Genomic DNA, 24,857 nt, shown 5'->3' on the forward strand with positions numbered 1-24,857 from the left:
TCGCCAAAGCAGCGAAATGGGCGTAGAGGGGTCTCATGCTAAAACCCATGCCCCTTACAGAGGCGCAGAGCCTGCCGTTCTGGCGCCGCCCCATCACGCTGTTGTTCATGATGGCGCTGACCATGCCCATTGCGTTCAACGCATGGAGCGCGTTGCTGAACAACTTTGTTATTGAGGTGGCGAACTTTGATGGCGCGGATATTGGTCTGCTGCACACGGTGCGCGAGATTCCGGGGTTTCTGGCGGTTGGGGTGATTGCCGTCATCATTTTCATTCGCGAGCAGGTGCTGGCGATGATCTCGCTGATGATGCTTGGTGTCGCAACGGCGGTGACCGCGTGGTTCCCCAGCCTGGGGGGGTTGCTGTTTGTGACCTTGTTCAGTTCGATCGGGTTCCATTACTACGAGACCGTGAACCAGTCGCTTCAATTGCAGTGGCTGCCCAAGGATCGTGCTCCGCAGGTGCTGGGATGGCTGGTTGCAATGGGATCGGCGGCGACCATGGTGGTGTATGGGCTGATCGTACTGACCTGGGATCGCTTTGATCTGTCCTACAACTTTGTATTCATGGCGTCGGGTGGAGTTACGGCTGCGTTGGCACTGTTCTGTCTGTTCGCCTATCCGCAATTCGATGCGCCCACGCCGCAGACCAAGAAGCTGATCCTGCGTCGCCGGTATTGGCTGTATTATGCATTGCAGTTCATGGCAGGCGCGCGGCGGCAGATATTTGTCGTTTTTGCCGGGTTCATGATGGTCGAGAAATTCGGCTTTGAAGTGCATGAGCTCACCAGCCTTTATCTGATCAATCTGATGATCAACATGTTGGCCGCCCCATTGCTGGGAAAGGCGGTGGCAAAGTTCGGTGAGCGGCGCACGCTGATATTTGAATATACCGGCCTGGCCATCGTGTTCGCAGCCTATGGCGGCATCTATTGGTTCGGTTGGGGCGTTCTGCTTGCGGCAATCCTTTATGTGATCGACCACGTGCTGTTTGCGCTGGCTTTGGCATTGAAAACCTATTTCCAGAAAATCGCTGACCCTGCTGACATCGCGCCGACCGCTGCGGTGGCCTTTACGATCAATCATATTGCGGCGGTGTTTTTGCCCGCTTTGCTTGGCCTGCTTTGGGTCGTGTCGCCGGGCGCTGTGTTTGGCCTGGCCGCGGCGATGGCGATCGTTTCGCTGCTGTTGTCCCTGTTGATCCCGCGTCACCCCGAGCCTGGCAACGAGACTATCCTGATCAAATACGCTCCGGCCCCTGCGGAATAGGTCTCGGCGCTTGACCTTGACGGCGCGGCGTCCTAGGCGCGGTGTCAATCGAGACAGGAGGCCCCAATGCCCACATTCACCGCACTGACGACGCTGACAGGTAAGAAGGCCGCCGAAGGTCTGGGCGAGGCGATGGAACGTCTGGAGCCAGAGCCAACCGGCGTTGGTGTGTTCGAAGTCGAAGACGGATCCGGCCTGTGGGAGGTCGGCGGATATTTCACCGAAGCCCCTGACGAGACCGCGCTGGCGGTTCTGGCAGCGGCGTTCGAGGCCAAACCGTTTGTTGTTTCAGAGCTGCCGGAAACCGACTGGGTTGCGCATGTGCGACGCGAGCTTGCACCCGTCGAGGCGGGGCGTTTCTTTGTCTATGGAAGCCATGATGCCGACAAGCTGCCCGAAGGTTGCATTCCATTGCTGATCGAGGCCGCAATGGCCTTTGGCACCGGCCACCATGGTACGACGTTGGGTTGCCTCAAGGCCTTTGACAGATTGCTGGACGAAGGGTTCACCGCGACGAAAGTGGCAGATATCGGCTGCGGCACCGCCGTTCTGGCCATGGCCGCAGCCCGGGTTTGGGACGGTGACATCATTGCCAGTGACATTGATGAAGTGGCCGTTGACGTGGCCGAAGCCAATCTCAAGGCGAACGGGATGTCCGGTGCTGTACGGTGCGTGGAAGCCGCGGGTTTCGATCACCCCGATCTCAGGGCGCACGCACCCTACGACCTGATCTTTGCCAATATTCTGAAAGGTCCTCTGGTCGCCCTCTCGCCGGAAATCGCGGCGAATCTGCGTCCCGGAGGGTATGCAATCCTGTCGGGGATCCTCAACGAACAGGCCGATGACGTGGTGTCGGTTTATTCTCAAAATGAATTCAATCTCGCTCATAGAGGTGAGATTGGTGAGTGGACGACCCTAATCTTAATGAAACAGGGCGCAAACTAGGCCATTTGCAGGAGTTTTGTGGAATTTTGCCACGTTTTTGTCGTATTCTCTATTTACCGTTTTCTGACTGAAGTCGAGGGGGGCGGTTTTTGGAGGCTGCCATGACGGGTAAACAACTGGAGTTCACTCAGCGCGTTAATCGCCTGAACAAAAAACATCAAAAGATGAGCCGTGGCTATCGCGCGACGATGCGCAAGGATGGCCTGGTCGTCATGAAGCCGCAGCGGGTAAGCTCGGCAGTGCCGGCCAGGGTGCTGTTGCTTACGCTTCTGAGTGTTGTGGCGTTCAAGGCGTTTCTTTTGTCCAGCCTTGGCCCGACCGGATACCAATATCGGATCGACAGTTTGAACGAAGGCACATCGGTCGAAAAAGCAGGTGCCTGGGTGATGCAGATCGACCCGGTGTCGCAGGCGATTGCCGTGCAACTCAACAAGGTTTTATACTGAATCTCAATTTGACTCAGTTTCCAAAAAAACACCGCGTGCCCGGGGTGCGCGGTGTTTTTGTTTGCCCCTCAAGGGAGGAGGAAGGGGCGAATGCGAGTAGTGGTCGGTATTACCGGAGACCTTGGGCGATGGCGTCAATGTCGCCGCGGCACAGGCCGATATCTTCCAGTTCACGATCGCTCAGACCGGTCAGCGCGTTGCGGGTAACGCGGGCGTCATTCCATTCGACAGCTGCGTTCACGGCCGATACGAAAAATGCGCCGATACGGCCAACGAGGCCGAACGAGCCAGTGGAGGCGAAGCGGGTGGTGTCCAGTGCAGCCATATCCTGTTTCCTTCTGGTTGGTGTTCACTTTGCAGTCTTGCGATCTGCCCGGCATCTAGTGCCGCCAAATCGCCCGCACAAGTTCAGTTTTTGCATGTGTCCTATGCGTTTCCTGCAATGCTGCAAAAGGCTGTAATCCCCTTAAATAATTGGTGAAAACGCGTTCACAAAAGTGTCGAATTCAGACTTTTTGAAGTCGCAAATGGCACGTTGAGTCGCCCTTGGGACAGGGGTGTCGTTTTCAGGCCTTGGGTCAATTCGCTTGGAAAATGTTCACGCTTCGTGCTAGGCGTTGAAAAAAGATCACAGAACCCGAGCAGGCCGAGGCAAAACATGCGAATTCTGGGCATTGATCCGGGGCTTAGGACCCTGGGGTGGGGCGTCATCGAATCAAATGGCAGCCGCCTGAGCCACGTGGCCAACGGTTTGTGCAAGTCGGATGGGGATGATCTGGGTGAGCGGCTGTTGTCTCTCCACAACCAGATTGTCGAAGTCATCGCCGATCACCAACCGGACCAGGCAGCCATTGAACAGACCTTTGTGAACAAGGATGGTGCCGGTACGCTCAAACTGGGTCAGGCGCGTGGGGTTGCGTTGCTGACACTGGCTCAGGCTGGTTTGCCGGTTGGGGAATACGCCCCGAACCGGGTCAAGAAAACGGTCGTGGGTGTGGGGCACGCGGAAAAAGAACAGGTGCTGCACATGGTCAAACTGCAATTGCCCGGATGTCAGCCCAAAGGGGCGGATGCAGCCGATGCTCTGGCGATTGCGATTTGCCATGCCTATTACGGCAAGACCCAACAGGTGCGTGTGAAAGAGGTGCGGGCATGATCGGAAAACTCACCGGAAGGCTGGACTATCGCGCCGCAGATCACGTGCTGATCGATGTCCGGGGGGTGGGATACATCGTCTATTGCTCTGACCGGACCATGGCGGCACTGCCGGGCGTGGGCGAGGCGGTTTCGATCTATACGGACATGGTCGTGCGCGAAGACCTGATGCAGCTTTATGGCTTTCTTTCGCTGGTCGAGAAGGAATGGCATCGCCTTTTGTGCTCGGTTCAGGGGGTCGGAGCGAAAGTCTCTCTGGCGATCCTCAGCGCGCTGGGGCCGGACGGTGTCAGCCGCGCAATCGCACTGGGAGATTGGGCGGCGGTCAAGGCGGCGAAAGGTGTGGGGCCGAAAACAGCGCAGCGGATCGTTCTGGACCTCAAGGACAAGGCGCCGGGCGTGATGGCCATGGGTGGCACGGTGATTGATGCGATGGATGGCCCTTCGGTCGAAGTTGTAGAGCCTGTCGAGGCAGCGCCTGCTCCGAAGCGGACGCCAAAACCAGCCTCTGGGGCCGCTGCGGCATCAGCGGGTGCGCTGTCTGCCTTGTCCAATCTGGGTTATGGGCCGTCGGATGCAGCAGCCGCGGTTGCCGAGGCCGCCGCCAACAACCCGGATGCAGACGAAGCGGGTTTGATCCGTGCCGCCCTGCAATTGCTGGCTCCGAAAGGCTGAATGAATGGTAGACGCTGATCCCACTGTGCGCCCGGACCCATTGCCCGAGGACAACGACCGCGCATTGCGCCCGCAGGGCTTGGATGAGTTCATCGGTCAGGCCGAGGCACGCGCCAATCTGCGCATCTTCATCCAATCCGCCCGCCAGCGGGGCGAGGCGATGGATCACACGTTGTTCCATGGCCCTCCGGGGTTGGGCAAGACGACGCTGGCGCAGATCATGGCGCGTGAACTGGGGGTGAATTTTCGCATGACGTCCGGGCCGGTTCTGGCGAAAGCGGGCGATCTGGCTGCGATCCTGACCAATCTCGAAGCGCGTGATGTCCTGTTCATCGACGAAATCCACCGCCTGAACCCGGCGGTGGAAGAGGTGCTTTACCCCGCGATGGAGGATTTCGAGCTTGATCTGGTGATCGGCGAGGGGCCCGCTGCGCGAACGGTTCGGATCGAGTTGCAACCCTTCACGCTTGTCGGGGCCACGACGCGCATGGGTTTGCTGACCACACCATTGCGCGACCGGTTTGGTATTCCGACCCGGTTGCAGTTCTACACCGTGGATGAACTGCATGAGATCGTCACCCGAAACGCGCGAAAACTCGGCGCTCCGGCAGATGATGAGGGCGCACGCGAGATTGCGCGCAGGTCGCGCGGTACACCGCGCATCGCCGGACGTCTGCTGCGCCGGGTGGTGGACTTCGCCATTGTCGAAGGAGATGGGCGGATCACCCGCGAACTGGCTGACGGAGCCTTGACGCGGCTGGGTGTGGACCATTTGGGGCTGGATGGTGCGGACCGCCGATATCTGAAACTGATCGCCGAAAATTACGGTGGTGGTCCTGTCGGGATCGAAACGATGTCAGCCGCGCTGTCTGAAAGCCGGGACTCGCTGGAAGAAGTGATCGAGCCCTTTCTGTTGCAACAGGGGTTGATCCAGCGGACACCGCGTGGGCGGATGTTGGCGCAAAATGCCTGGACGCATCTGGGCATGGCTGCACCCAAGCGGCAGAGCGATCTGTTCGGTTGAAGCTTGCGCTTGGAAAATTTATGCCTTCGGCGAGAGTATTTTCGAAAAGATGAAGGCTTGACCGTGACACCGGAAGAGATTGAGGCGCTGTTCACGCGCGAAAGCGGTGAGTTTCTGTTTGCCCGTTGGGGACGACCCATCGTGCCGATTGTGTTTGGCGTTGAAGATGAAACGCTGTCCACTGTGAAGGGCGCCTTCGAGGCGGTTGTCACCTTGGCCGGTCACAAAATGGCCGAAACCGACCCCGAACTTGGTGCCAACTGCATGGTCTTCTTCTTCCGGGATTGGAAAGAGCTGCTGGACGTGCCGGATCTTGATCGTCTGATCCCGGATCTGGCACCGTTGGTCGGGCGCTTGGTTAAAGCGGATGCAAACCAGTACCGCATCTTCCGGTTCGAAGAAGACGGTGCGATCCGCGCGGCTTTTGTTTTTCTGCGCATGGACAAGCAGTTGTCCAAGATACCGGCGGAAACGCTGGCGCTGAGCCAGGTGGTGCAGACCATCTTGCTTTGGTCCGACACTGCGTTTCGGACGCAATCTCCGCTGGCCGTGGCGGGCGAAACGACGATCCTGCGCCCCGATATTGCTGCGTTGATTCGGGCTGCTTACGATCCGGTTTTGCCCGGTTCGGCGCAGGATGCGTCTCATGCGCTCAGGTTGTTTGCCCGGTTGGAGCCACCGCAATGAAACATTCCTACCCGGTTCGTGTATATTATGAAGACACCGACATGGGCGGCGTCGTCTATCACGCGAACTATCTGCGGTATATCGAACGTGCGCGTTCGGATTGGGTGCGCAATCTGGGCAATGACCAGAACGCGATGCGGGAAGAAGGCATTGTTTGGGTCGTGCGGCGGGTCGAGGCCGATTACCTTTCGCCCGCCAGGTTCGATGACGAACTGATCGTCGAAACCGAAGTCACGGAAATCTCGGGTGTGCGGCTGACCATGGCGCAGCTGGTCCGGCGTGGCGAGACCGAGATTTTTCGCGCCTCGGTCACTGCCGTGTGTATCAACAAGGATGGCAGGCCGATCCGGCTTCCGGCAGAGATTCGCGCATTGATGTAACAATTTGAGGGTCGGGGGTGGTTCTATTGGCATTTCAACCCCAACTGCGTTAGCGTTTGGCAAAACAAGGCCAAACAAACGGCCGTCAGGCAAAAACAAAGAGCAGGTTCATGGAAGCTGAAACGCTGGCGCTGGCGCAGGAGATCGATTTCTCCATGTGGGGGCTGTATGCCCGCGCGACCTTTATCGTCAAATTGGTGATGTTGATGCTGATCGGTGCATCCATCTGGTCCTGGGGCATCATCATCCAGAAGCTGATAAATTACCGCGCGGCCCGTCGCGAGGCGCAGGCATTTGACGAGAGCTTCTGGTCCGGCAACCCTTTGGACGAGCTGTTCGAGCAGATCGGAACCCAGCCGGATGGCAGCTCTGAAAAGATTTTTGCGGCCGGAATGATCGAATGGCGCAGGTCGCACCGAAATGATGGCGGATTGATTGCCGGAGCGACCGCGCGGATAGACCGGTCTATGGATGTGGCCATAGCGAAAGAGGCAGAGACCTTGCAGAAAGGTCTGCCCATTCTGGCCACGGTTGGATCGACTGCGCCGTTCATCGGCCTGTTTGGTACCGTCTGGGGCATCATGAATGCGTTTATCGAGATCGCCGAACAGCAGAATACCAATCTGGCGGTCGTGGCCCCGGGTATTGCCGAGGCACTATTGGCAACGGGGCTCGGCCTTCTGGCCGCGATCCCGGCGGTTATTTTCTACAACAAGCTCAGTGCTGACTGTGACCGCATCGTGGGCGGCTATGAGGCCTTTGCTGACGAGTTCGCGACCATCCTGTCGCGCCAGTTGGACAGCTGACAATGGGCGCGGCGGTTCAGCAATCCTCGGGTGGAAACGGGCGCAGACGCGGTCGGCGTCGCGGTCGTGCGCAACCCATGGCCGAGATCAACGTGACACCGTTTGTGGATGTCATGCTGGTTTTGCTGATTATCTTCATGGTGGCCGCGCCATTGCTGACGGTCGGTGTTCCGGTAGATCTGCCCAAGACCGCCGCCAGTGCTTTGCCCGGTGACAATGAAGAACCTTTGACCGTAACCCTGACGGCAGATGGACGTGTGCAGATCCAGACAACTGACGTGTTGCGCGAGGAACTGATCGGCAAGCTGCGGGCCATCGCCGCAGAGCGGAGCAGTGACCGGGTTTTCCTGCGCGCCGATGGCGCGATTCCTTACGCGCAGGTCATGCAGGTCATGGGCGCGCTGAACGCGGGCGGGTTTTCCAACGTTGGGCTTGTGACCGATACGGGCGGGCCGACGCTGGACGAAGGTGGAGAGTGAGGGCGCACGGTGGATACCGGCACCAAGATTTCGGCGATTGCGCATGTCAGCCTGATCGGAGCGGCGCTTTTCGGCGGTACCTTCCGGTCCGAGCCTTTGCCGATGGCCGTACAGGATGTGTCCGTGATAACCGCTGAACAATTCGCGGCCATGACGGCCCAGCGGGATGCGCCTGATATCCCGGAGGTGCCGACGGCATTGCAACAACCGCCCGAACCACAGGCTGATAGCACGCCGCCAGAACCTGTGGTCGAGGAACAACCCCGCCCTGAACCCGTCGTGCCTGCCGAACCCGAACCCGAGCCTGCCCCCGTTATCGTCGAAGCACCGCCGGAACCGGACGTGCCGGATGAGCTGCCGGTACTGACAGAGCCCGAGGTCGAACCTGTCGCACAGCCGGTGCCTCCGGGGCCCGAGGCGCAGCCGCGCCCGTCCGATCGTGTTGCCCCCGAGGCCATAGCGCCACCACCGCCCGAGGCAAAACCGGATGATTTCGAAACGCCGCCGGTGTCTCTGGACGAGGGCGCCGAGGTTCAGCAAGAACAACAGGATCAGACCGCGCCGGAAGAAGCGGCCCCCGAGATCGTGACCGAGGCAGAGGAAACCAAAGAGCAGTCTCCGCTTACCTCACCGCGACCGCGGGTGCGTCCGAACCGCCCAAGCCCACCGCCCGAACCCGTTGTGGCAGAGACGCCCAAGGCGGCGCCCGAACCTGACGCGCAAGCCGACGAGGCCGCGATCAATGACGCTTTGGCCGAAGCCTTGGGCAGTGGAACCCAGCCATCCGGCCCACCGCTGACCAGCGGCGAGAAGGACGCGATGCGATTGGCCGTGTCCAAGTGCTGGAATGTGGGCTCTTTGTCTACGGATGCACTGAGTACTGTGGTCGTTGTGGCTTTTTCGCTAAACCGTGATGGTACGGTTGTGGATGGCAGCATTCGGATGCTGGACAGTTCTGGTGGGTCTGCTGGTGCGGCCAATCAGGCTTATCAGGCCGCCCGGCGCGCGATTTTGCGCTGCGGGGCCAGAGGATATGATTTGCCTGCTGACAAATACGCTCATTGGCAGGATGTTGAGATTACATTCAATCCCGAGAGGATGCGGATCAAATGATGAAACTTCTGACCAGCCTCTTTGTCGGCCTGACGCTGATGTCTGCGCCGGTTCTTGCACAGAACGGTCCCCTGCGACTGGAGTTGGACCAGGGCATTATCGAACCATTGCCCTTTGCGGTGCCGAGCTTTGTTCCCGATGGTCCGTCAGCGGCGCAATATGCACAGGACATCTCGCGCGTGGTGGCGGCTGATCTGACAGGAACCGGGTTGTTCCGCGAGATCTCTTCGGATGCCTTCATCAGTCGGGTCAGCAGCTTCGAAGCACCAGTTCAGTTTGCCGATTGGAAAGCGATCAATGCCGATGCGCTGATTACGGGGGCGGTCAATGTTTCGGGCAAGAACCTCACGGTTCGGTTCCGGGTCTGGGATGTGTTTTCGGGTCAGGAGCTGGGCAATGGGTTGCAATTGGCAGGCACCACCGAGGGCTGGCGGCGCATGGCCCACAAAGTGGCAGATCAGGTGTACAGCCGGATTACAGGCGAGGGCGGTTATTTTGACAGCCGCGTGGCCTTTGTTTCGGAAAGTGGACCGAAAAACCAACGCCTGAAACGTCTGGCTATCATGGATTATGATGGGGCGAACGTGCAGTACATGACCGACAGTGCCGCAATCGTTCTGGCGCCGCGCTTTTCGCCTACTGGCGATCGGTTGCTGTACACCAGCTATGAAAGCGGCAGCCCGCGCATCTATGTTCTGGATGTGGGCCGCGTCAAACGACAGGAACTGAAGACGCAGGACGGAACCATGAGCTTCTCGCCCCGCTTTTCGCCGGATGGCCGGTCGATCGTGTATTCCTTGATTCAGGGGGGAAACACGGACCTGTGGAAAATGGATCTGGCGTCGGGGCAAAGCACGCGTCTGACCAACACGCCAGCGATTGAAACCGCCCCCAGCTATTCGCCGGATGGCAGCCGGATCGTGTTTGAAAGCGACCGTTCGGGCACGCCGCAGCTATACGTGATGCCCGCGAATGGCGGCGAGGCCACGCGGATCAGCTTTGGCTCGGGTCGTTATGGCACGCCGGTATGGTCGCCGCGCGGCGATCTGATTGCCTTTACCAAGCAAAATCAGGGCCGCTTCCACATCGGGGTGATGCGCACGGACGGATCAGAGGAACGCTTGTTGACCGCCTCGTTTCTGGATGAAGGCCCAACCTGGTCGCCCAATGGCCGCGTCATCATGTTCACCCGTGAAACGCAGGGCGCCAGCGGCCGGGCCTCGCTGTATTCGGTGGATATCTCGGGCCGCAACCTGCGCCCGGTGCGTACACCGGATGGCGGCAGTGATCCGTCATGGGGCCCACTACAGAATTGATCGCAGCAAAGTTCACAACGAATCGTCCCTGTGGTAGACAGGCGGCAACAATCAAAACACGAGGCACTTGAAATGAATGTATTGAGCAAAGTCCTGGCGTTGGGCGCGCTGAGTGTGATCGCCGCCTGTACGAACAATGACCCATCCGCCTTGGGCGGAAGCGGTGCTGGTGGCACAGGCGCAATCGTACCGGGCTCGCCCAGTGACCCGCGTTCGCCTGCGTATTTCCAGCAGACCGTCGGGGATCGTGTTCTGTTCGCCGTGGACCAGTCCACCCTGACACCACAGGCGCAGACCGTGTTGCAAGGGCAAGCGGACTGGCTTCTGGCCAATCCGGATTTTGTTGCCACGATCGAAGGTCACGCGGACGAGCAGGGTACGCGCGAGTATAACCTTGCGCTGGGTGCGCGTCGCGCAAATGCTGCTCGTGAGTATCTGATTTCGCGCGGTGTTGCTGGCAACCGTCTCAAAACCGTCAGCTACGGCAAGGAGCGCCCAATTGAGATTTGCAGCGTTGAGGAATGCTATTCCAAGAACCGCCGCGCAGTGACTGTGCTGACCGGATCAACACTGGGGTAAGACAATGCGTATGGCAGGATGGGTATTGGCGGCGGTCATGGCGACAGCCGGTGTTGCACAGGCACAGGATCAGCAAACCCTGGCCGACATACGTCAGGAGCTGACGGTGCTGCATGTGGAAATTCAGCGTCTGAAGCGCGAGTTTTCCACCACAGGATCGCCCGCGCCAAACTTGTCCGGCAGTTCGGTTCTCGATCGGGTTGACGCCATTGAAGCGGAACTGCAACGCCTGACCAGTCAGACCGAGCAGCTTAACCAGCGTGTGCAAAACATCGTCTCAGACGGCACCAATCGCATCGGAGATCTGGAGTTCCGCCTGTGCGAGCTTGAGGCAAACTGCGAGATTTCAGGCGAACCGACCAGCACACTGGGCGGAGAGGGCACAGATGTAGGTACGGCCGTCATCACGCCTGCCACGCCATCCCAAACCGATCAGGGTGAACTGGCCGTGGGCGAGCGGGCGGATTTCGACGCGGCATCGCAAGCACTGGCCGATGGGAATTACCAGACTGCGGCTGATTTGTTTGCGCAGTTTGATGCGAACTATCCTGGCAGCCCCCTGGCGCCCGAAGCGAATCTGAAACGGGGTCATGCGCTCGAAGGCCTTGGCGACACCCGCGAAGCGGCACGGGCGTTCTTGGCAAGCTTTACCGGAGATTCCGAAGGCGCATTTGCCCCCGAGGCGCTGTTCGAGTTGGGCGCGGCGCTGGGGCGTCTGGGGCAGACCGATCAGGCCTGCATCACGCTCAACGAAGTTGGCGTGCGCTTTCCATCCGCACCGGCGTTTGCGGATGCGACGCAAGAGATGTCTGCGCTGGGGTGTTCTTGAACCGTCACAGCGAAAACCTGCTTGCAGAGCTTCGCGCCCGGCTTCCCGAAAGGCTTCCGCCAAAACTGGGCGTGGCGGTCTCGGGCGGTGGGGATTCCGTGGCGTTGATGCATCTTTTGCATCAAGTCGCCCAAAACGAAGAGATCGCCCTTTTTGTGGCCACGGTCGATCACGGCTTGCGCCCCGACGCAGCGCAGGAGGCCGTGACAGTGTCGCGCCAGGCCGCTGCTTTGGGGCTGCCGCATGACATTTTGCATTGGGCGGGTTGGGACGGATCGGGCAATGTTCAGGACGAGGCCCGCAAGGCGCGTTACAGCCTGCTTGCCGGTTGGGCGCAACAGCGCGGAATCGACGCCATCGCGTTGGGGCACACGGCAGATGATCAGGCGGAAACGTTGCTGATGCGATTGGGTCGTTCATCAGGTGTCACGGGACTGTCCGGCATGTCGGCAAGTCGGCAATGGGAAGGGGTGACATTGCTGCGGCCAATGCTGGGGATCACACGCAAGGATCTGAGAGCCTACCTGACCGGTATCGGCGCAACATGGGTCGAAGACCCGTCGAATCAGGACCCTCGTTTCGACCGGATCAAGGCACGAGAGGCCATGTCCGGCCTCAAACCACTAGGAATTGATGCGCTTTCACTGTCGCGAGTGGCCGACAATCTGGCGCAGGCCAATGCAGCCCTGGGCGTTTTTGCGCAGGAATCCGCAGGGAATGTCGCCCAGATCGAACAGTGCGACGTGAAGGTGAACAGGGCCGGTTTTGCCGCATTGCCCAAGGAAATCCGACGCCGCGTGTTGCTTGGATGCCTTGCCTGGATCGCAGGGCAGGGATATCCCCCGCGTCAGGCGGCGGTCGAGCAGGCCATGAAGGCCATAACCGACGGGCGGGCAGGGTCGCTCAGCGGTTGCCTGTTGGTCCCGGAAGGGATGAGTGTTTGGATTTGCAGGGAATTCAAGGCCGTGGAGGCTCGGATTTCAGCACGTGACGAAGTTTGGGATGGCAAATGGGTCTTGACCGGTCCCGAAATTTCCGGTGCCGAGATCCGCGCTCTGGGTGAAGACGGGCTGCGACAGGTGCCTGAATGGCGCGAAACAGGCCGGCCCAGGCTGGCCTTGAGTGCGACGCCCGCGGTCTGGAAGGGGGGCGTGGTGCTGGCCGCTCCGCTTGCGGGATTCGCGAATGGATGGCGCGCGGACACGACGCCGGAATGGCCCGAGTTCCACGCATCTTTTTTATCGCATTGAACATACCACAATCCTCTCTATTTTAAGAGGTAACTTGGCAGCTTCTCACCTGCCGGAACTTTTGGGAGAATTTCCTTGGGCAACGCTCGCAATATCGCGTTTTGGGTCGTTCTGTTCCTGCTAATCCTTGCACTGTTCAATCTGTTCAGTGGACCGGGCGGAACGCTTCAGAGCAATGAAAGAACTTACTCCGATTTCGTCGGCGCCGTGCAAGGCGGTGAAGTCAAGAACGTGACGCTGGATGGTGAACAGATCCGCTATACGACCGAGAGCGGTGCAACTTACGTCACGATCAAACCCGGCGATGCCGAGGTCACCAAGCTTTTGATCGATGAGAACATCCCGGTTCAAGCGGTCAAGCAACAGCAGTCGGGCTTCCAGTCTTTCCTGATCACGCTGTTGCCGTTCCTGTTGCTGATCGGTGTCTGGGTCTATTTCATGAACCGGATGCAGGGCGGCGGCAAAGGCGGTGCGATGGGCTTTGGCAAGTCGAAGGCCAAGATGCTGACCGAAAAGCATGGCCGCGTCACATTTGACGACGTCGCGGGCATCGACGAGGCCAAGGAAGAACTGGAAGAGATCGTCGAATTCCTGCGCAATCCACAGAAGTTCAGCCGCCTTGGCGGTAAGATCCCCAAGGGCGCGCTGCTGGTCGGACCTCCGGGCACCGGTAAGACCTTGCTGGCCCGTGCCATCGCGGGTGAGGCGGGTGTGCCGTTCTTCACTATTTCAGGGTCCGACTTTGTCGAGATGTTCGTGGGTGTCGGTGCATCCCGTGTCCGGGACATGTTTGAACAGGCCAAGAAGAATGCGCCTTGTATCGTCTTTATCGACGAGATCGACGCGGTGGGTCGCCATCGTGGCGCTGGCTACGGCGGTGGTAATGACGAACGCGAACAGACCCTCAACCAGTTGCTGGTTGAGATGGACGGCTTTGAGGCCAATGAAGGCGTGATCATTCTGGCGGCCACCAACCGTAAGGATGTTCTGGATCCCGCACTGCTGCGTCCAGGCCGCTTTGACCGTAATGTGACCGTTGGCAACCCCGACATCAAAGGCCGTGAGAAGATTCTGGGCGTGCACGCGCGCAAGACTCCTTTGGGCCCCGATGTCGATCTGCGCATCATTGCTCGCGGCACGCCGGGCTTCTCGGGTGCCGATCTGGCGAACCTCGTGAACGAGGCTGCTTTGATGGCCGCCCGCGTGGGTCGCCGCTTTGTCACCATGGAAGACTTTGAGAACGCCAAGGACAAGGTGATGATGGGCGCCGAGCGCCGCTCGATGGTGCTGACCCAGGACCAGAAGGAAAAGACAGCCTATCACGAGGCCGGCCATGCCGTTGTCGGCCTGACCCTGCCGTTGTGCGATCCTGTCTACAAAGCCACGATCATTCCGCGCGGTGGTGCGCTGGGTATGGTGGTTTCGCTGCCTGAAATGGATCGCCTGAACTACCACCGTGATGAGTGTGAGCAAAAGCTGGCCATGACCATGGCCGGCAAAGCCGCCGAGGTCATCAAATACGGTGAAGACCACGTTTCGAACGGCCCGGCCGGGGATATCATGCAGGCCAGTCAGCTGGCGCGTGCCATGGTGATGCGCTGGGGCATGTCGGACAAGGTTGGCAACATCGACTATGCCGAGGCGCATGAAGGCTATCAGGGCAACACCGCAGGGTTCTCGGTGTCGGCCCATACGAAAGAGCTGATCGAAGAAGAGGTGAAACGCCTTATCCAGCAGGGTTATGAGCGCGCGCACCAGATTCTGACCGAACAGCACGAAGCATGGGAACGCCTGGCGCAGGGCCTGCTTGAATACGAAACCCTGACGGGTGATGAGATCAAGCGCGTTATGAACGGTGAATCACCCAGCGAGGATGATGAAGGCGACAAGCCAGATGAAGGCAGCGCGCCCAGTGTCACGGCCATTCCCAAGACAAAGGCCAAGAAATCTCCGCCCGATGGCGGGATGGAGCCTGAACCCACCGCATAGTCAAAAAAGACCCGGCGCATAGTCCGGGTCTTTTTTCTTTTCATCGGTGTTTTGCCGGGCAATATGCGCGCAAGAAAAAGGATGAAAAGGGAAGGCTATGCCGTTTTTGCGTGAAACCAAATTTGCCGCTGAAGCAGTCTGGCTTGGCTATGTCCCTGCGGGAACCTCTTTGCGGGCCCAGGCTGTTGATACGCTGGATCTGGGTTTTGACGGCGTGAAGGGTGAGCGCCACGAAGGCCTCAATCGGGCGTCCTGTGTCCGGGTCTCGAACCTTTACCCGAAAGGCACTGAAATTCGCAACGTGCGTCAGCTTTCAGTTTTGTCCGAGGAGGAGTTGCAGCAAATTGCGCAGGACATGGGGTTGGATCAGCTTGACCCGTCCTATCTTGGGGCTTCCATTGTGCTGCGCGGAATCCCGGATTTCTCTCATATTCCCCCGTCCTCGCGTCTTCAGGCAACGAACGGGGCGACGATAACAGTGGACATGGAAAACGCCCCTTGTGTTCTGCCGGGGCGCGAGATCGAAGCGGATCAACCGGGGCATGGCGCAGCTTTCAAACCTGCGGCGGCCGGGCGTCGGGGCGTCACCGGATGGGTCGAACGCCCGGGGCGCATTCAACTGGGGGACCGGCTGAAACTGTTTGTTCCGGATCAACCTGTTTGGGCTTGTGAAAACGGGCTTGTTTCCGATTAGAAACCCCTGAAACGAACTTACGACGCTTCGCGACGCCAGAATGTCGGAATCCATGGCTATCGGGATTGTACACAAGGGTATGGAATGCACAGCGCCGACGCCCCGCGTCGGTTTTGCACGGTATTCAATCAAGGACCCCGGCCAATGAGCTACAAATCCGATATCGAAATCGCCCGCGAAGCGAACAAAAAGCCGATTCAGGAAATCGGTGCCAAGATCGGCATCGACTCTGCGGATCTGCTGCCTTACGGCCATGACAAGGCGAAGGTTAGCCAGAACTTCATCAACTCGGTTCAGGACCGCGAAGACGGCAAGCTGATCCTGGTGACTGCAATCAACCCGACCCCGGCAGGTGAGGGCAAGACCACGACCACAGTGGGTCTGGGTGACGGCCTGAACCGCATCGGCAAGAACGCGATGATCTGTATCCGCGAAGCCTCGCTTGGCCCCAACTTCGGTATGAAGGGCGGCGCCGCGGGTGGCGGTTATGCGCAGGTCGTTCCGATGGAAGAGATGAACCTGCACTTCACCGGTGACTTCCACGCCATCACCTCGGCGCACTCGCTGCTGTCGGCAATGATCGACAACCACATCTACTGGGGTAACGAGCAAGAGATCGACACCCGCCGTGTCGCATGGCGCCGTGTGGTCGATATGAACGACCGTGCCCTGCGTCAGATCACAGCTTCACTGGGTGGTGTATCGAACGGCTTCCCGCGCGAAGCTGGTTTTGACATCACCGTGGCGTCCGAGGTTATGGCGATCCTCTGCCTGGCAAACGACCTGAAAGACCTTGAAAAGCGTCTGGGCGACATCATCGTTGCTTACCGCCGCGACAAGACGCCGGTCTACTGCCGTGACATCAAGGCCGAAGGCGCAATGACCGTTCTGCTGAAGGATGCGATGCAGCCGAACCTGGTGCAGACGCTGGAAAACAACCCGGCCTTCGTCCACGGCGGCCCGTTTGCGAACATCGCGCATGGCTGTAACTCGGTCATCGCGACCAAGACCGCTCTGAAAGTTGCCGACTATGTCGTGACCGAAGCCGGTTTCGGTGCGGATCTGGGTGCCGAGAAGTTCATGAACATCAAGTGCCGCAAGGCGGGCATTGCCCCGTCGGCTGTGGTGCTGGTTGCGACCGTGCGGGCAATGAAGATGAACGGAGGCGTTGCCAAGGCCGATCTGGGTGCGGAAAACGTTGAGGCCGTCAAATCAGGCTGTGCCAACCTTGGCCGTCACATCGAGAACGTGAAATCCTTCGGTGTACCGGTTGTCGTCGCGATCAACCACTTCGTCACCGATACCGATGCCGAAGTTCAGGCGGTGAAAGACTATTGTGGCGAGCACGGCGTCGAGGCGGTTCTATCGCGTCACTGGGAGCTGGGTTCCGAAGGGTCTGCCCCATTGGCCGAGAAAGTCGTCGAAATCGTCGAAGGTGGCACCGCGAACTTCGCACCGATCTACCCCGACGATATGCCTCTGTTCGAGAAGATCGAAACCATCGCCAAGCGCATCTACCGCGCTGACGAGGTTCTGGCTGACAACAAGATCCGCAACCAGCTACGTGAATGGGAAGAAGCCGGATATGGCAACCTGCCGGTCTGCATGGCCAAGACGCAGTATTCCTTCTCGACCGACCCATCGCTGCGCGGTGCACCCACGGGCCATTCGGTTCCGGTGCGCGAGGTACGCCTGAGCGCGGGCGCGGGCTTCATCGTGGTCGTCTGCGGCGAGATCATGACCATGCCTGGTCTGCCCCGCAAACCGGCTGCCGAAACCATCTGCCTCAATGACGCAGGTGAGATCGAGGGCTTGTTCTAAGCCGCCGAATAGGACATCTCGTGGTCCGGGGATTCATTCCCGGGCCATGAGGAGATGACGATGCCCACTCTGACACCGCCTCAGAACTGCAACACGATGCAGGAGCTGCGGGCTGAGATCGACAAGCTGGATCGCCAACTGATCGAAATGCTGGTGACACGCGCCAGCTATATCGACCGCGCGTCGCAGCTGAAACCGGGCGAGGGCCTTCCGGCCCGTATCCCGGAACGCGTCGAAGAGGTGGTGCAACGCGTGCGTGCAAGCTCGGACGCGCTGGGGATGGACCCGGATCTGGCCGAGAAGCTGTGGCGCATATTGATTGACTGGTCGATTGCACGCGAAGAGCGCGTGATTGGCACCGACTGACTGACCGGGCGTTCTGTGCGCCCGATCCGTTTTTTGAAAGAAGGGATCGAAGTATGGTAGCTCAGGTTATCGACGGTAAGGCCTTTGCCGCAAAAGTGCGCGGTCAAGTTGCCGATCAGGTCGCAAAGCTGAAAGAAGAAAACGGCATCACCCCCGGCCTGGCCGTGGTTCTTGTGGGCGAAGACCCAGCCAGCCAGGTTTATGTCCGCTCGAAGGGCAAAATGACCGTTGAAGTCGGCATGAACTCGTACGAGCACAAACTGGACGCCGCGACGTCGGAAGAAGACCTGCTGGCGCTGATCGACAAGCTGAACAACGACCCGGCCGTGCATGGCATTCTGGTTCAGTTGCCGCTGCCCAAACACCTGAACGAGGATCTGGTGATCAACTCGATCGACCCGGCCAAGGATGTGGATGGCTTCCACATTTCGAACGTGGGCCTTCTGGGCACCGGTCAGAAATCGATGGTGCCCTGCACCCCGCTGGGCTGCCTGATGATGCTGCGTGACCACCACGGTTCGCTTTCCGGCATGGACGCCGTTGTGATCGGCCGCTCGAACATTGTGGGCAAACCGATGGCGCAGCTGCTGCTGGGCGACAGCTGCACCGTGACCATCGCGCATTCGCGCACCAAGGATCTGCCGGATGTCGTACGCCGCGCCGACATCGTTGTCGCCGCTGTTGGCCGCCCCGAGATGGTGCCGGGTGACTGGATCAAGGAAGGCGCGACCGTGATCGACGTAGGCATCAACCGCATCGAACGCGACGGAAAGAACAAGCTGGTCGGTGACGTGGACTATGCCAGCGCGTCCCAGCGTGCTGGCGCCATCACTCCGGTTCCGGGTGGTGTAGGTCCAATGACCATTGCATGCCTGTTGGCCAACACTTTGACTGCGTGCTGCCGCGCCAACGCTCTGCCCGAACCCGAAGGTTTGACTGCGTAAGGCAATCTGGTCGGGTCGATCATATCGGCCCGGCACACTCCTCGGTTGTGCGTGACCCTGCGAGACAATCGTTGCACGCTGTAGCCATTTTGCCCTGAATGGGTTTGACAGCTTAAGAAATCGTGATATCCCAGTATTCCCAGTTGGTTACAGGTAAGGTGCATCAGTGCGTGTCGTGCTAAGGTTGAATTTTGTTGAGTCATGCACAAAAGCGGTATGACGTCTGGGATTAACACTATTCGGAATGCTTGTACCCCACAGCGAGTGACGGCGGGCCTTGTCTTTCTTCCCTTGCTTGCCTACGCGTTTCCTCCGTTTCTGGTTGCGGATCTGAGCTTCGGTTTGCGTCTTCTTTTCTGGACCGGGGTGATGGTCCTTGCCCTGACAGTCACCGGTTTGGCGCGCAAGCTGATGCAGAAAAACCCTGTTCTGTTGAATGTTCCCGTCCGTGATCTGGCATTCGCGGCACTGATCCTGGTTCTGTTCACGCCGTCCCTTTGGATATTGGCGTGGGTCCTGTTCACGTGCGGGGGCCACATAGTACCTGGCGCCCAGACCGTAGCGGTATATGGGGTCCTGTTTGCAACGGGTTTGGTTCTTGTGCAACGCAATGATCTGAACCCATTGATGGCCTCGACCCCGGACGCCGAGAAGCCGCGCCTGATCAGGCGTCTGCCGCCTGACTTCGATGGTCAAATCCATCGTTTGACGGTCAGGGACCACAATGTGGATATTGTCACTTCAGAAGGCACGTTCACGGTCCGCTCGCGCTTTACGGACGCAATTGCCGAGATGGAGCCGGTCCCCGGGCACTGTTCGCACCGGTCACATTGGGTGGTAGACGCGTCCATTGTTGGGCTTGAAAAAAAAGCGGGTAAAACCTTTTTGCGCCTGATGAACGGCGATCTGGTTCCAGTAAGCCGCAAGTACAAACCGAAGTTGGAAGAAGACGGGTTGATCTGAACTCAACGCGGCATTGGGATCATCTGTGGTTGCGGACCCGTTAGAATGGCCGTTGCGTCCGAGCTCATGAGATCGGAAAGTGCCCGATCCGAACTGCGCAACCCCCCGGTGTAAGTTCCGTAGGCAGGCAGGATCAGCCGGTTTCTGTCCAGCAGAAAGGCGGGCCGGGAAATGTGCCTTCCTTTTGTCCGAATCTGTGCTTTCGGATGAAAATGGCCTGAAATTTCACCTTGCGGCCGATCCTGGGCGATGTGACGAAAGACAAGAGGGCCGCACTGCCATTCGACCAGATGAGAGCCCCCCATCTCGATCGGGCCGGGATCGTGATTCCCTTCGATCCAGATCCATTGGCGCCCGGCCTGCAAAGTCGCAATCCTCAACCCTTCTGCGTCGGGCAAGGTTTGGGCCGCTTCGAGATCGTCAAAGCTGTCACCCAGGCAGATGACGGTTTCGGCGTTGGTGTGTTCCAGATCGCGCGCCAGCCGGTCAAGCGTTTCGCGACTGTCATAAGGCGGAAGCGTAGCCCCGCCCCGTCGGGCCATACGTTCTGATTTTCCCAGATGCAGGTCCGAAACACAAAGCAGTCGCCGCGCCGGCCACCATAATGCGCCAGACGGCAACGCAGCGAGTTGCTGGTCTGCAAAGGAAAATTCACACACGTTCATGATACGTTCTTGACCTGATTCCACATCTTGCGCAAGGGGTTCAAAGCTGGTCCAACCCGGCGGTTCCCAGCAGGCGGGCGCTTTCTTCGGCAAGCAGCCTTTCTTCGGCGGCTCCTTTGACAGGTACCTTTCCGACCTCAAGAAACAGCGGCGCGGCCAGTGGGGAAACGCGGTCCAGACGCAGCAGGTCGATGCGGTCGCCGATGCGCGCCAGCATTGCCTCGATCCGACCGAAGTCAACCAACCCGCGCATGGCTTCTTCGCGGGTGATCTGCATCAACAGATGATCGGGATCATATTTCAGCAAAGTGTCATAGAGAATATCTGACGAAAACGTGGCTTGCCGCCCGGTTTTACGTTGCCCGGCCAAGTTGCGTTCGATCAGACCGGCAATCGTGGCCGACGCGCGAAAGGTACGCTTCATGACTGCGTTGCCTGCCAGCCATGTGTCCAGCCCGTCACGCAGCGCTTCGGGTTGAAACAAAGGGCGTGGGTCAGTGACCGCATCCAAACCCCAAATCAGCGTGGCATAGTCTGTAGCGACAAACCCCAGCGGCGCCAAACCGGTTTCCTCCATCCGTTTGGTCAGCAGCAGCCCCAGTGTTTGTTGCGCGTTGCGGCCGGCGAATCCGTATACGCACAGATGCTCTCGCCCGTCGCTTGGAAAGCTTTCGATCAGCAGACGATCGCGTTGAGGCAGGCGGGACATTTGGCGCTGCAAGTGCAGCCAATCAGCCGTATGGGAAGGCAGGTGCGGCCAGTCAGTTTGGGCGAACATGCGCAGAATGCGGTCGCTGAGTTGCGTTGAGGTCGCAAATTTCGTGCCCGAGAAGGTCGCGATCTTTGGTTTGCGATCGGCGCGACGGCTGACTTCGACCACCATTTCACGCAGACCTTCATACCGCACAATCTGTCCGCCGATCAGGAAGGTATCGCCGGGGGTCAGCGAAGCAGCAAAGGCTTCCTCGACTTCGCCCAACGGTTTACCGCCACGGCTGCGTCTAAGGCGAACTTTGAGTGTATCCGTGTCCTGAATCGTGCCCAAATTCATGCGAATGCGCGACGCTGCGCGGGGATCGCGCAATTGCCATTGCCCGTCGGCACGCTTCTGCAGCCTTTGCCAGCGATCATAGGCGCGCAAGGCGTAGCCACCGGTGGTACAGAAATCCAGACAGGCGTCAAATTCGGATCGGGTCAACTGTGCGTAAGGTCCCGCGGATGTCATCTCGGCATATAGATCATCAGCGTCAAAGGGCCCGGCACAGGCCGCAATCAGAATGTGCTGGCACAACACATCGCGGGGGCCGGGGCCTCGGGGTTCTCCGTCCAGGTCATGGGCTTTGGCGGCCTCGAGCGCAGCGACGCATTCGACAACCTCAAAGCGGTTGGCAGGAACCAGCAGCGCCTTGGAAGGCGCGTTGTAGCGGTGGTTGGCCCGACCAATCCTTTGCACCAGCCGCTTGACGTTCTTGGGCGCACCGATCTGAATCACCAAATCGACATCGCCCCAATCAATGCCCAGATCGAGGCTGCCGGTGCAGACGATGGCGCGCAATTCGCCACGCACCATCGCGGCCTCGACCCGCTCGCGTTGCTGCCGGTCAAGGCTGCCATGATGGATGCCGATGGGCAGGCCGTCGTCATTCGCCAGCCACAGATAGTGAAAGTAGATTTCGGCCTGCGCGCGGGTGTTGTGAAAGATCAGCGTGGTCTTGTGCCGCCGGATCTGGTCCAGCACAGCCGGAATCGAATAGGCCGCGCCTCCGCCGGACCAGGGCGGCATTTCGGTTGTTTCCAGCATCTGGATGTCCGGGTCCGGGCCGGGATCGGCCTGCACGATCCGGCAGGGGTCTGGGTGGCGCGCCAGAAAGCCGGCAATTGCCGCAGGGTCTTCGACTGTGGCTGACAGGCCTACACGACGCAGACCCGGGTTGAGGCGCTGAAGTCGTGCCAGGGCCAGCATCAGCTGATCGCCGCGCTTGCTTTCCGCCAGCGCGTGGACTTCGTCGACGATGATCCGCTGCACCCCATCGAACATGCGCGGCGCATCTTCGTACGAGGTCAGCAGTGCCAGACTTTCCGGTGTGGTCAGCAGGATATGGGGTGGATCGGCTCTTTGGCGTTTTTTCTGCGTGGCCGAGGTGTCACCGGTGCGATCCTCAATCCGGATGGGCAGGCCGATCTCATCCACCGGGGTGCGCAGGTTACGTTTGATATCCGCCGCCAGCGCCTTGAGCGGCGAGACATAGAGTGTATGCAACCCGTTGTGGTCCCCGTCGGCCAGTTCGGACAGGGAAGGCAGAAATCCGGCCATGGTCTTGCCGCCACCGGTTGGGGCGATCAGCAGGGTTGCCGGTTCCTTCGCCCGGTCGAACATCTCTTTCTGATGTGGGTGGATGGACCAGCCTTTGGAGGAGAACCACGTACCAATCCGAGCGGGAATCTGCGTCATGGTTGCAGATTACCCGCCCGGAGGAGGGATTGGCACGGCGTTATTTGACGATTTTCTCGTCTTTTACGAACATGTTGGCCCAGGCACGGTCAATCAGGTCCGGGCTCATCTGATAAGGGATGCCTTCGAACTCGCAGATCGAGATCATCTGATCGATCAGGAAGATCGGTTGGTAGTTGGCATAAATATTGTTGATGGTCGGGTACTTGACCTTCAACAGGTGCACCAATGCCGCCTCATCCAGCGGCATACCTCGTTTGCGGGCCACCATGGCAAAGATTTTCAGGAAGTTCTCCTGATTGGGGCCGTCAATCTTGATCTTGAAGAAGATCCGGCGCAAGGCCGCTTGGTCGAAGATCTCATTGGGGTGGAAGTTGGTCGAGAAGATGACCAGCGTGTCAAACGGAACTTCGAACTTTTCACCTGATTGAAGGCCGAGGATATCCTTGTTTTCTTCAAGCGGGACAATCCAACGGTTGACCAGCGCCTGCGGCGGTTCGGCCTGACGGCCAAGGTCATCAACGATGAAAATGCCACCGGTGGATTTCAGCTGCAAGGGGGCCTGATAGGTTCGGGCGGTCGGATTGTAGACCAGATCCAACATACTGAGCGAGAGCTCACCACCGGTTACGACGGTGGGGCGTTCGCATTGCACATAGCGAGAATCGAACCGCTTGCGACGACGCAGGCTGTTGGGGTCGTCCGGCTCCTGTTCGATCGCCGTGTGCACGATCGGGTCATAGACCGTGATCACCTGACCCGCATATTCGATAGCGTAGGGCACATAGACGTTATCACCCAACGCATCTCGGATCCCGTTCGAGATCGAAGATTTACCGTTGCCCGGAGGACCGTACATCAGAATCGATCGGCCCGCACTGACCGCCGGACCCAGATGGTCCAGCAGGCTGTCGGGCAGAACCAGGTGACCCATTGCGCCAACCAGTTGCTCTCGCGTGACCTGAATATTACGGATCGACTGGCGTTTGACCTGCTCGCGATAGACATCCAACGGCACCGGCATTGCGCCGAAATATTCGGATTGGCTCAGCGCATCCAGCGCACGGGCCTTGCCTGCATCGGTCAGCTGATATCCCATCTCATTGCCGCTATTGGCGTTCAGTGTCCCGGTCGCTTCAAGCAGTTTCTGATCGCGCGCGATATCGACCAGTTCCTGTGTTACCGAACCAGGCAGACAGATGGCTTCGGCGACTTCTGATACCGTGCTCGCGTTTTTGCGAAAAATCGTCTTCAGCAGAATGTCCCGCATCATTACAAGCGGAAGCTTCATTTCGCCCAGACCTTTGGGGGCAGGGGGGGCCATAACAGAGGAATTCTGCATATTCATGCGCGGTGCTCGTCCATCAAAATGTCACGCCAAGAACCCGAAAACGGGCGTCTTGAAGAAAATGAACCAGCTTTGTGGCGGGACAAAGGCAGCGGCAAGGCGCGCTGATGATAGTTTACGATCCGAGAACAGTGCCCAGAATCAGGTACATCGCCAATGATCCGCCCAAGGCGAAACCCATCGGAAACTGTTTGCCCCGGCTCCAGCTTTCCCAATGCGGCGCGATCGTGCGCAGCCTTGTGATCTTGGCCAAACGATGAGTGACCACGGAAGCCAGAATACAGGCGGTCAGGATCATAAGCATAATTCGCAGATCGCCCAGCCAGACAAACGCCGATGCGGCGGCCAGAAACTTGGCATCGCCAGCGCCCATGGTGCCCGCGGCGTTCAGGAAGATACCAATGGCCAAAACCACGACGATATGCAGCAGTTGCCAGAAATAGACCGGCATAGACACGGTGATCGGCCCCAGGTTGCCGCCGACACTGCCTGTAGACCAGGGCGGGATGGCGATCAGTCCTATCACGATGTAAACCAGCGTCAGCGCAAGGACTGCATGGTTCTTGATCCGCATCTCACGCATATCCGTGAAGGCCACGTAAAAGCAGATCGGCAGCACAAACGGCAGAAACCAGGCCGCTGCCACTGCGGGTATTTGCATGT

The 24,857-nt window shown here is 59.0% G+C and carries 26 protein-coding genes; 21 read left to right on the forward strand and 5 right to left on the reverse strand.

All coding sequences use genetic code 11. The features are described from left to right. Positions 1-35: 35 nt before the first annotated feature. The 3 genes from GS611_RS14540 (at position 36) to GS611_RS14550 (ending at position 2,659) form a co-directional block, all read left to right on the forward strand. Entirely contained in the window at positions 36-1,268 is a 1,233-nt protein-coding gene (locus tag GS611_RS14540; protein WP_171636818.1) for an MFS transporter, read from the forward strand. A 66-nt stretch (positions 1,269-1,334) separates the two neighbouring features. Further along, positions 1,335-2,213, forward strand: coding sequence for a 50S ribosomal protein L11 methyltransferase (locus GS611_RS14545; RefSeq protein WP_171636820.1), 879 nt, complete (start codon positions 1,335-1,337; stop codon positions 2,211-2,213). 101 nt (positions 2,214-2,314) lie between these two features. Beyond that, positions 2,315-2,659 (forward strand): hypothetical protein, encoded by a 345-nt coding sequence (locus GS611_RS14550; protein WP_171636822.1) that lies wholly within the window; start codon positions 2,315-2,317, stop codon positions 2,657-2,659. A 109-nt stretch (positions 2,660-2,768) separates the two neighbouring features. Here the strand turns inward: GS611_RS14550 and GS611_RS14555 are convergent, their stop codons facing one another. Further along, positions 2,769-2,984 carry a DUF1127 domain-containing protein gene (locus tag GS611_RS14555; RefSeq protein ID WP_171636824.1) on the reverse strand — a complete coding sequence of 72 codons (216 nt, stop codon included), beginning with the start codon at positions 2,982-2,984 and terminating at the stop codon, positions 2,769-2,771. A 333-nt stretch (positions 2,985-3,317) separates the two neighbouring features. On the opposite strand from GS611_RS14555, the gene ruvC reads away from it, so the two are divergent. The 18 genes from ruvC (at position 3,318) to GS611_RS14645 (ending at position 19,729) form a co-directional block, all read left to right on the forward strand. Beyond that, complete coding sequence (ruvC, locus tag GS611_RS14560; protein WP_152457220.1) at positions 3,318-3,815, forward strand: crossover junction endodeoxyribonuclease RuvC; 498 nt, start codon at positions 3,318-3,320, stop codon at positions 3,813-3,815. Further along, positions 3,812-4,489 (forward strand): Holliday junction branch migration protein RuvA, encoded by a 678-nt coding sequence (gene ruvA, locus GS611_RS14565; RefSeq protein ID WP_171636825.1) that lies wholly within the window; start codon positions 3,812-3,814, stop codon positions 4,487-4,489. Before ruvC ends, ruvA begins: the two co-directional genes overlap by 4 nt. A 4-nt stretch (positions 4,490-4,493) precedes the next feature. Then, positions 4,494-5,513 carry a Holliday junction branch migration DNA helicase RuvB gene (gene ruvB / locus GS611_RS14570; protein WP_171636826.1) on the forward strand — a complete coding sequence of 340 codons (1,020 nt, stop codon included), beginning with the start codon at positions 4,494-4,496 and terminating at the stop codon, positions 5,511-5,513. A gap of 63 nt (positions 5,514-5,576) precedes the next feature. Then, positions 5,577-6,200 carry a hypothetical protein gene (locus tag GS611_RS14575; protein WP_171636956.1) on the forward strand — a complete coding sequence of 208 codons (624 nt, stop codon included), beginning with the start codon at positions 5,577-5,579 and terminating at the stop codon, positions 6,198-6,200. After that, entirely contained in the window at positions 6,197-6,580 is a 384-nt protein-coding gene (gene ybgC / locus GS611_RS14580) for a tol-pal system-associated acyl-CoA thioesterase (RefSeq protein ID WP_171636827.1), read from the forward strand. The genes GS611_RS14575 and ybgC overlap by 4 nt, the downstream gene beginning before the upstream one ends. Before the next feature lie 110 nt (positions 6,581-6,690). Continuing rightward, a complete protein-coding gene (gene tolQ / locus GS611_RS14585; protein WP_152457225.1) occupies positions 6,691-7,386 on the forward strand; it encodes a protein TolQ in 696 nt (231 codons plus the stop codon). 2 nt (positions 7,387-7,388) lie between these two features. Beyond that, positions 7,389-7,865: a protein TolR gene (gene tolR / locus GS611_RS14590; RefSeq protein ID WP_152457226.1), complete on the forward strand. Its 477-nt coding sequence runs from the start codon at positions 7,389-7,391 to the stop codon at positions 7,863-7,865. 9 nt (positions 7,866-7,874) lie between these two features. Next, on the forward strand, positions 7,875-8,978 hold the full coding sequence (locus tag GS611_RS14595) for an energy transducer TonB (protein ID WP_171636828.1): 1,104 nt from the start codon (positions 7,875-7,877) through the stop codon (positions 8,976-8,978). Then, a complete protein-coding gene (tolB, locus tag GS611_RS14600; protein ID WP_171636829.1) occupies positions 8,975-10,294 on the forward strand; it encodes a Tol-Pal system beta propeller repeat protein TolB in 1,320 nt (439 codons plus the stop codon). The genes GS611_RS14595 and tolB overlap by 4 nt, the downstream gene beginning before the upstream one ends. A 72-nt stretch (positions 10,295-10,366) precedes the next feature. Then, positions 10,367-10,873 carry a peptidoglycan-associated lipoprotein Pal gene (gene pal, locus GS611_RS14605; RefSeq protein ID WP_152457229.1) on the forward strand — a complete coding sequence of 169 codons (507 nt, stop codon included), beginning with the start codon at positions 10,367-10,369 and terminating at the stop codon, positions 10,871-10,873. A gap of 4 nt (positions 10,874-10,877) precedes the next feature. After that, a complete protein-coding gene (ybgF, locus tag GS611_RS14610) occupies positions 10,878-11,702 on the forward strand; it encodes a tol-pal system protein YbgF (protein WP_171636830.1) in 825 nt (274 codons plus the stop codon). Further along, the gene (gene tilS, locus GS611_RS14615) at positions 11,693-12,952 is read left to right on the forward strand and encodes a tRNA lysidine(34) synthetase TilS (RefSeq protein ID WP_348539537.1); all 1,260 of its coding nucleotides are present in this window, start codon (positions 11,693-11,695) and stop codon (positions 12,950-12,952) included. Before ybgF ends, tilS begins: the two co-directional genes overlap by 10 nt. A gap of 75 nt (positions 12,953-13,027) precedes the next feature. Next, positions 13,028-14,941: an ATP-dependent zinc metalloprotease FtsH gene (ftsH, locus tag GS611_RS14620; protein WP_171636833.1), complete on the forward strand. Its 1,914-nt coding sequence runs from the start codon at positions 13,028-13,030 to the stop codon at positions 14,939-14,941. Between the two features lie 97 nt (positions 14,942-15,038). Then, complete coding sequence (locus GS611_RS14625; RefSeq protein WP_171636835.1) at positions 15,039-15,635, forward strand: MOSC domain-containing protein; 597 nt, start codon at positions 15,039-15,041, stop codon at positions 15,633-15,635. Between the two features lie 144 nt (positions 15,636-15,779). Beyond that, positions 15,780-17,456 carry a formate--tetrahydrofolate ligase gene (locus GS611_RS14630; RefSeq protein WP_171170859.1) on the forward strand — a complete coding sequence of 559 codons (1,677 nt, stop codon included), beginning with the start codon at positions 15,780-15,782 and terminating at the stop codon, positions 17,454-17,456. A gap of 60 nt (positions 17,457-17,516) precedes the next feature. Then, complete coding sequence (locus GS611_RS14635) at positions 17,517-17,822, forward strand: chorismate mutase (protein WP_171636837.1); 306 nt, start codon at positions 17,517-17,519, stop codon at positions 17,820-17,822. Between the two features lie 53 nt (positions 17,823-17,875). Next, a complete protein-coding gene (gene folD / locus GS611_RS14640; protein ID WP_171636839.1) occupies positions 17,876-18,766 on the forward strand; it encodes a bifunctional methylenetetrahydrofolate dehydrogenase/methenyltetrahydrofolate cyclohydrolase FolD in 891 nt (296 codons plus the stop codon). 369 nt (positions 18,767-19,135) lie between these two features. Then, positions 19,136-19,729, forward strand: coding sequence for a LytTR family DNA-binding domain-containing protein (locus GS611_RS14645; protein WP_245218136.1), 594 nt, complete (start codon positions 19,136-19,138; stop codon positions 19,727-19,729). Positions 19,730-19,731: 2 nt separating this feature from the next. Here GS611_RS14645 and pdeM read toward each other — a convergent pair whose 3' ends face one another. The 4 genes from pdeM to GS611_RS14665 all read right to left on the reverse strand — a co-directional run bounded on the left by pdeM (position 19,732) and on the right by GS611_RS14665 (position 24,855). After that, the gene (gene pdeM / locus GS611_RS14650; RefSeq protein WP_171636843.1) at positions 19,732-20,394 is read right to left on the reverse strand and encodes a ligase-associated DNA damage response endonuclease PdeM; all 663 of its coding nucleotides are present in this window, start codon (positions 20,392-20,394) and stop codon (positions 19,732-19,734) included. A 40-nt stretch (positions 20,395-20,434) separates the two neighbouring features. Further along, complete coding sequence (locus tag GS611_RS14655; RefSeq protein WP_171636845.1) at positions 20,435-22,846, reverse strand: ligase-associated DNA damage response DEXH box helicase; 2,412 nt, start codon at positions 22,844-22,846, stop codon at positions 20,435-20,437. A 40-nt stretch (positions 22,847-22,886) separates the two neighbouring features. Continuing rightward, positions 22,887-24,194 (reverse strand): ATPase, encoded by a 1,308-nt coding sequence (locus GS611_RS14660; RefSeq protein WP_171636847.1) that lies wholly within the window; start codon positions 24,192-24,194, stop codon positions 22,887-22,889. 115 nt (positions 24,195-24,309) lie between these two features. After that, positions 24,310-24,855, reverse strand: coding sequence for a prepilin peptidase (locus GS611_RS14665; RefSeq protein ID WP_171636848.1), 546 nt, complete (start codon positions 24,853-24,855; stop codon positions 24,310-24,312). Positions 24,856-24,857 lie beyond the last annotated feature (2 nt).

Origin of the sequence: Ruegeria sp. HKCCD6119, from assembly GCF_013110585.1 — a bacterium.
Taxonomy (GTDB): Bacteria; Pseudomonadota; Alphaproteobacteria; order Rhodobacterales; family Rhodobacteraceae; genus Ruegeria.